At 63.2% G+C, this 6,420-nt stretch carries 8 protein-coding genes; 1 reads left to right on the forward strand and 7 read right to left on the reverse strand.

What is annotated here, in order from left to right; all coding sequences use genetic code 11:
* Positions 1-8: 8 nt before the first annotated feature.
* From sucD to mdh, 5 genes are read right to left on the reverse strand one after another with little or no spacing between them, the layout of a single operon-like run.
* Complete coding sequence (gene sucD / locus X726_RS152110; protein WP_023670537.1) at positions 9-914, reverse strand: succinate--CoA ligase subunit alpha; 906 nt, start codon at positions 912-914, stop codon at positions 9-11.
* Positions 915-926: 12 nt separating this feature from the next.
* Entirely contained in the window at positions 927-1,424 is a 498-nt protein-coding gene (locus X726_RS152105) for a DUF1579 family protein (protein ID WP_023670538.1), read from the reverse strand.
* A gap of 2 nt (positions 1,425-1,426) precedes the next feature.
* Positions 1,427-1,798, reverse strand: a complete 372-nt coding sequence (locus X726_RS152100; protein ID WP_023670539.1) for a cupin domain-containing protein — start codon at positions 1,796-1,798, stop codon at positions 1,427-1,429.
* Positions 1,799-1,804: 6 nt separating this feature from the next.
* Complete coding sequence (gene sucC / locus X726_RS152095; RefSeq protein ID WP_023670540.1) at positions 1,805-2,998, reverse strand: ADP-forming succinate--CoA ligase subunit beta; 1,194 nt, start codon at positions 2,996-2,998, stop codon at positions 1,805-1,807.
* A 33-nt stretch (positions 2,999-3,031) separates the two neighbouring features.
* Positions 3,032-4,000: a malate dehydrogenase gene (mdh, locus tag X726_RS152090; protein ID WP_023670541.1), complete on the reverse strand. Its 969-nt coding sequence runs from the start codon at positions 3,998-4,000 to the stop codon at positions 3,032-3,034.
* A 234-nt stretch (positions 4,001-4,234) separates the two neighbouring features.
* Here mdh and X726_RS152085 point away from each other — a divergent pair, with 234 nt between their 5' ends.
* On the forward strand, positions 4,235-4,663 hold the full coding sequence (locus X726_RS152085) for a GNAT family N-acetyltransferase (RefSeq protein ID WP_023670542.1): 429 nt from the start codon (positions 4,235-4,237) through the stop codon (positions 4,661-4,663).
* 206 nt (positions 4,664-4,869) lie between these two features.
* Here the strand turns inward: X726_RS152085 and zapE are convergent, their stop codons facing one another.
* A complete protein-coding gene (gene zapE / locus X726_RS152080) occupies positions 4,870-6,054 on the reverse strand; it encodes a cell division protein ZapE (RefSeq protein ID WP_023670543.1) in 1,185 nt (394 codons plus the stop codon).
* Positions 6,055-6,084: 30 nt separating this feature from the next.
* Positions 6,085-6,420 (reverse strand): AprI/Inh family metalloprotease inhibitor (locus X726_RS152075; RefSeq protein WP_023670544.1); only part of this gene is annotated, 336 nt, incomplete at its 5' end.

The raw sequence follows: 6,420 nt of genomic DNA on the forward strand, positions 1-6,420 counted from the left end.
CTCGCTACTCACTTGGCCTTGATCGCCTCGACCAGCGTCGTGCCCAGACGCGCCGGCGATGGCGATACTTTAATGCCGGCCGATTCCATCGCCGCGATCTTGTCTTCCGCGCCGCCCTTGCCGCCGGATATGACCGCGCCCGCATGGCCCATGGTGCGACCGGCCGGCGCGGTGCGCCCGGCGATGAAGCCGGCCATCGGTTTCCTGCGGCCGCGCTTGGCCTCGTCCTTGAGGAACTGCGCGGCGTCTTCCTCGGCCGAACCGCCGATCTCGCCGATCATGATGATCGACTTGGTCTCGTCGTCGGCGAGGAACATTTCGAGCATGTCGATGAACTCGGTGCCTTTGACGGGGTCGCCGCCGATACCGACGGCGGTGGTCTGGCCGAGGCCGACATTGGTGGTCTGGAACACTGCCTCATAGGTAAGCGTTCCCGAGCGCGAAACAACGCCGACCGAGCCCTTGCGGAAGATGTTGCCGGGCATGATACCGATCTTGCATTCGTCGGGGGTGAGCACGCCGGGGCAGTTCGGGCCGATCAGCCGCGAGGTCGAGCGGTCGAGCCGCGCCTTGACCTTAACCATGTCCATCACCGGAATGCCTTCGGTGATGCAGACGATCAGCGGGATCTCGGCTTCGATGGCTTCGAGGATGGCTTCGGCGGCGCCCGCCGGCGGCACATAGACCACCGAGGCATTGGCGCCGGTCTTTTCCTTGCCCTCGGCAACGGAACCGAAGATCGGCAGGTTTTCGCCCTTGGCGCCGGTCCAGGTCTCGCCACCCTTCTTGGGATGGATGCCGCCGACCATCCTGGTGCCGTGATAGGCCAAGGCCTGCTCGGTGTGGAACGTGCCGGTCTTGCCGGTCAGGCCCTGAACCAGCACCTTGGTGTTCTTGTCGATGAGAATGGACATCGGAGCCCTTTTCTAAAAACCGTTGATCGAGGAAGGCGAAACGCGCCGGTAGACGCCGCTCACCATGTCTTGCCAGCTGTCGCTGCCGGCAGGTTTGAAATGCAGTCGCATCCGGTAGGCATCGGGAGTGTCGAAAATATACGTCACGCGCGCTGAGCCGCGCGGCGATGACCGCTCCAGAATCAGTTCTGCGCCGTTCCATGCACCTGTGGCCGGCGAGGCCGGCATAAAACCCATGGAATCGAACTGATGCATGGTGACGAGGCTGTTTGGCTGGTGGAAGCCGAACACTGAGTGCGACCCGAACGAGACCGTGCCGTCGCGGCGCTGGCGATAGCGCTGCACCACGAACAGGCCGCCGAACTGCGCCTCCGCCAGCACCTCCGACGTCGCCGTGCCGCCATCGGCCCATTGCGTTTCCGCCACCTCTTCCTCGCCGCGCCACGCGCCGACCAGCGCCTGCAGGCGCTGGTGATCGGCCGAGAGCGAGGAAAAGGAAGCCGCGTTCATGGTCAGAGCCGCTTCAGGTCGGTGACGGTGAGGTCGCTCTTGGCATTGCCGGTGTTGAGTGTCGTTGCCGGCTCGAACATCAGCACCACGGGCTCGGCGGTCAGCGACCGCGGCCGGTGCTCGACACCCCTTGGCACGACGATGAAGTCGCCCTCGCCGAGCTCGACCGGACCGTCGCGAAAATCGATGGCGATGCGTCCGCGCAGCACGAGAAAGGCCTCGTCCTCATGCTCATGTGCATGCCAGTCGAAGGTCTCGCCGAACTTGGCGACCTTCGCCTGGCTGTCATTGACGTCGCCGGCGATATGCGGATCGAAGACCTTGGTGATCGTTCGATCCGCCGCCTCGACCAGGTTTATCTTGCGCGGAGGCATTCGCCTTCAGCCCTTCACCGCCGCCACGATCTTCTTGGCTGCGTCGTCGAGATCGTCGGCCGACACGACGTTGAGGCCGCTGTCGTTGATGATCTTCTTGCCGAGTTCGGCGTTTGTGCCTTCGAGGCGCACCACCAACGGCACTTCCAGGCCGACTTCCTTGACCGCGGCAATCACGCCCTCGGCGATGATGTCGCACTTCATGATGCCGCCGAAGATGTTGATCAAAATGCCTTTGACCGCCGGATCCCGGGTGATGATCTTGAACGCCGCCGTCACCTTCTCCTTCGACGCGCCACCGCCGACATCGAGGAAGTTGGCGGGTTCGGCGCCGTAGAGCTTGATGATGTCCATCGTCGCCATGGCAAGGCCGGCGCCGTTGACCATGCAGCCGATATTGCCGTCGAGCGCGACATAGGCGAGGTCGTATTTCGACGCCTCGATCTCCTTCTCGTCCTCTTCGGTGGTGTCGCGCAATTCCATCAGTTCGGGGTGGCGAAACAGCGCGTTGTTGTCGAACGACACCTTGGCGTCCAGCACGCGCAGGCGGCCGTTTTTCATCACGATCAGCGGGTTGACCTCGAGCAGGCTCATGTCCTTCTCGACAAAGGCCTTGTAGAGGATCGGGAACAGCGTGCCGGCATCCTTGGCGGCATCGCCGTTTAGTCCCAGCGCTTCCACCAATATGTCGACGTCGATGGTCGTCACGCCGGCCAGCGGATCGATGGCGCGGGTGATGATCTTGTCCGGTGTGTCGTGGGCGACGCCTTCAATGTCCATGCCGCCCTCGGTCGAGACGACGAAAGCGATGCGGCCGACCGAGCGGTCGACCAGGATCGACAGATAAAGCTCGCGATCGATGTCGGCGCCGTCCTCGATATAGAGGCGGTTGACCTGCTTGCCGGCGGGGCCGGTCTGCTTGGTCACCAGCGTGTGGCCGAGCATCTCATTGGCGTTGGCAACGACTTCGGCAACCGACTTAGCCAGCCGCACGCCGCCCTTTGCGTCGGGCGACAGTTCCTTGAACTTCCCCTTGCCGCGGCCGCCGGCATGGATTTGGCTCTTCACCACATAGAGCGGACCGGGAAGCGCTTGTGCCGCGGCTTCCGCTTCGCTTGCCTTGAACACCGGCACGCCTTCGGCCACCGGCGCGCCAAACGACTTCAGCAGCGCCTTGCCTTGATATTCATGGATGTTCATCTGGACGGTCTCCGGATCGGCTGCTTTGGGGGATTACTTCGAGGCGAGGTGCGGGGCGATCTTGACGCAGGCCTCGGTCAGGCCCTGCACCGTCGCCACCGAAGCGTCGAACATCTTCTGCTCGGCCTTGTTGAGGTCGATCTCGATGATGCGCTCGACGCCGCCGGCGCCGATGACAACGGGAACGCCGACATAGGTGCCCTTGACGCCATACTGGCCCGAGAGATGCGCAGCGCAAGGCAGCACGCGCTTCTTGTCCTTGAGGTAGGATTCGGCCATCGAGATGGCCGAGGCTGCCGGGGCGTAGAAGGCCGAGCCGGTCTTCAACAAGCCGACGATCTCGGCGCCGCCGTCGCGGGTGCGCTGCACGATCTGGTCGAGCTTTTCCTTCGAGGTCCAGCCCATCTTGATGAGGTCCGGCAACGGAATGCCCGAAACCGTGGAGTAGCGGATCATCGGCACCATGGAATCACCGTGGCCGCCGAGCACGAAGGCGGTGACGTCCTCGACCGAGACCTTGAACTCCTCGGCCAGGAAATAGCGGAAGCGCGCGCTGTCGAGCACGCCGGCCATGCCGACGACATGGGTCTTGGGCAGGCCGGAAAACTTCTGCAGCGCCCAGACCATGGCGTCGAGCGGGTTGGTGATGCAGATGACGAAAGCCTTGGGCGCGTATTTCTTCAGCCCTGCGCCGACCTGTTCCATGACCTTGAGGTTGATGCCCAGCAGATCGTCGCGGCTCATACCCGGCTTGCGCGGCACGCCGGCAGTGACGATGCAGACATCGGCGCCCTCGATCCCGGCATAATCATTGACGCCGGTCAGCCGGGAGTCAAAACCGTCGACCGGCGAAGACTGCGCGATATCGAGCCCCTTGCCTTGCGGAATGCCCTCGGCAATATCGAACAGCACCACGTCGCCGAGGTCCTTGAGGCCGATCATGTGAGCGAGCGTGCCGCCGATCATGCCGGAGCCGATAAGCGCTATCTTGTTGCGTGCCATGTGAGGAAATTTTCCCTTTGTCTGTGACGACGCCCAAATCTCTGGTGATCTGGTTGACGGCGTCGAGGAAGAGGCCGGAATGCTGTGGTCTCAGCGAGATTTCGCCGCATCCAGTAGCCCTGGTGGAAAATATATTCAATCGATTATTTTCGAGTGAATAATTTCAATCGGTTAGAAACATTGGGGTTTACGTAAACGTCAAAGTTTGTAGGCCGACTTGAGAGGTTTTATACAATGAACGTGGAAATCAGAAGACTCTGTCCAGGCGATGACGCCCTTGTGAAGCGCATCGCCGAAGACGTGTTCGACGAGCCGGTGCGGGCCGACAGGCTTGCCGCTTACCTCGCCTCGCCGGGTCATTTAATGATTGTCGCGCTGGCAGACGGCGTCGTCGTCGGCCAATGCGCTGCCATCATCCACCGCCATCCCGACAAGGTGACCGAACTCTACATCGACGAAGTCGGCGTCTCGCCGGCCTTCCAGCGCCATGGCATCGCGCGAAAGATGCTCGACGCCATGTTCGCGCTCGGCCGCGAGCAGGGATGCGGCGAAGCCTGGGTCGGCACCGAACCGGACAATGTTCCAGCGCGGGCGCTTTATGAATCGCGCAGGGAGGTGCATGGGCCGGCGGAGTCGTTTGAGATGTATGTGTATGAGCTTTAGGCGTCGGCGGGACAGCGCCCCCCTCTGCCTTGCCAGGCATCTCCCCCACGAGAGGGGAGACCGGACGTCACGCGACCTTTCGCCAATCTCCAATGGCCGCAGGAATGAGCGGAGCGCCGAAACCGCCGATCTCCCCCCGTGTGGGGGAGATCTCCGGCAGGACAGAGGGGGGCGAAGGATCACTACATAATGACCTCTTGGAACCCTCAGACCTGCGCTTCCGCGTTGTCCTTCTGCCGTTCCGCCCAGTCCTCCAGCCAGTCGCGGCTTTGCATCTCGATCAGCCGCGAGGCGGTGCGTTCGAATTCGAACACCTCGACGCCGCGCCTGGCCGCATAGAGCTCAGGCGGCGAGGCGTCGGCGCTTACCACCAGCCGCGTGTGATGATCGTAGAGCGTGTCTATCAGGAGGATGAAGCGCTTGGCCTCGTTGCGCTTGCCTTCGCCCAGCACCGGCACGTGATCGATGAAGACGGTCGAGAAGCGGCCGGCAATCGCCAGAAAATCGCGTGCGCCGAGCGGCTTTTCGCAGAGGTCGGCGAAGGAAAACCGCGCTGCATCCCCGGCGGCAGCCGGTATCCTCACTTGCCGCCCCTTGAGCGTCAGCGCGGTCTCGGCCGTTGCCGCCCCGTGCGTCATCGCCTGCCAGGCTTCGTCGAGCATACGATCGGCTTCGGCATCCGCCGGCGTGACATAGACAGGCGTGCGGGCGAGCTTTTCCAGCCTGTAGTCCTTGTCGGCATCAAGCGTCAGCACATGGGCGTGGCGCTCGAGAATGCTGATGAAGGGCAGGAAGAGTTGGCGGTTCAGCCCGTCGCGATAAAGGTCTTGCGGCGCGACATTCGAGGTGGCGACTAGAACCACGCCATTGGCGAACAGCGCCGAAAACAGCCGCGACAGGACCATCGCATCGGCAATGTCGGTGACCGAAAACTCATCGAAGCACAGCACCCAGGCCTGTTCGGCAAGCTGAAGCGCGACCGGCGGGATCGGGTCGTCCTCCTTGACGTCGCCGTTCTTGCGCGCCTGCCGGTGCTTCTGGATGCGGTCCTGCACATCGGCCATGAAGTCGTTGAAATGAACGCGGCGCTTGCGCCTGACCGGCAACAGCTCGAAGAACATATCCATCAGCATGGTCTTGCCGCGACCGACGCCGCCATGAATGTAGAGGCCCTTGACGACCTCGCGCGTCTCGCGCTTGCGGGCAAACAGCCAGCCGAGCGCGCTCGACTTGTGCGCCAGCCGCTTGACCGAGATCTCGTCTGTCAGCCGGTCGAGCGCGGCGGCGATGCGCTCCTGCGCCGCATCGCGCTCGATGGCGCCGGTTGCGACCAGATGGTCGTAGCGCTGCCTGACGGTCGCATGGGTCTGGAGGCCGTCACGCAGATGCATCGGTCACGTCGCTGTCTAGGGATAGGCAGCCTATCTTGTAAGCGATATCGGCAAGCCGTTGGTAGTCTGGCCGTCGAATTTCGAACCGCCCGAGGAATAGAGCCGCGCCAGCGTGCCGCCATTCTCGTCATAGAGCGTCAGCTGCTTGCCGGCGACGTTCCACGATTTGATGCCGTCGATGGGCGGCGGGCAATGCAGCGGCCCGGCGCGGAAGCCGGCGCCGAATTTGGTCTGCGGCGTCGCCACCTTGCAGCTCTGTCCGGACACGCTGGCGTTCCAAACGCCGGCAACGCTCGCAGCGGTAAGGTCGGAGGCTCCGGCCGGCGCCGATCCGTCCGGCGGCAGCGAGGCGACCTGCGCGCCTGC

The organism is Mesorhizobium sp. LSJC285A00 (assembly GCF_000503155.1).
In the GTDB taxonomy this organism is placed as follows: domain Bacteria; phylum Pseudomonadota; class Alphaproteobacteria; order Rhizobiales; family Rhizobiaceae; genus Mesorhizobium.